The organism is Paraburkholderia sp. RL18-085-BIA-A (assembly GCF_046027075.1).
Taxonomy (GTDB): Bacteria; Pseudomonadota; Gammaproteobacteria; order Burkholderiales; family Burkholderiaceae; genus Paraburkholderia.
In genome coordinates this window covers 1-689 of sequence record NZ_JARESU010000545.1, presented here as the reverse complement: position 1 = coordinate 689, position 689 = coordinate 1, and the positions used below count along the sequence as shown (strand labels likewise).

Here is a 689-nt window from a genome sequence, read left to right as displayed (position 1 = left end):
ACTGCTCCGCGGCCCGAACCCTTGTGTCAGCGTTTTACGTGTCGCCCTCAGGCAGCGACTCGAATGACGGCACGTCAGCCTCCACACCATTCCAAACGCTCACTCAAGCTCAGAAGGCAATGGAGGCAAGCGCAAGTATTAAAACTACCTATTTGATGGGGGGTACGTATTCGCTCTCGTCAACACTGACGCTGGAAGATAAAGATTCCGGACAATCCTGGCTCGCTTATCCCGGACAAATCCCTATTCTTGATGGTGGGAATAAAGTTTCCCCCGGTATTGCGATTACGGGGAATAGAGGAACCAGCAAGGTTAGCGTCCGGGGGATAACCCTTCGCAACACTGCTGGCGACGGAATCGATATCTGGAATACCAGTTCTGACATTGTCGACAGCAACACGCTCTACAATATTGGCGCCAACGCCATTGTTCTCATGGGACATGACACTTCGATCACCATAAGCCATAACCTCATTTACGCCATCGCACAGCATGCCATACAGGGGGGTAATGATTCGGTGGGAAATGATCCTTTTGCCAGTTCTCTTCATAACATCCTCATCGATAGCAATTATATTCATGACGTAAACACCCAACCGGAGTTTTCCGACACAGGCGCAATTTATTTTGACGACCGTGCCCATGCCGAATCAGGTATTGTGATTTCCAACAATGAAATTCAAAATTTG

General features: G+C 49.1%; 1 protein-coding gene. It reads left to right on the top strand.

Annotated features, from left to right (window positions below):
- Window positions 1–23: 23 nt before the first annotated feature.
- The coding region (locus P0D89_RS53755) for a right-handed parallel beta-helix repeat-containing protein (protein ID WP_408379764.1) at window positions 24–689 on the top strand (666 nt) is incomplete at its 3' end.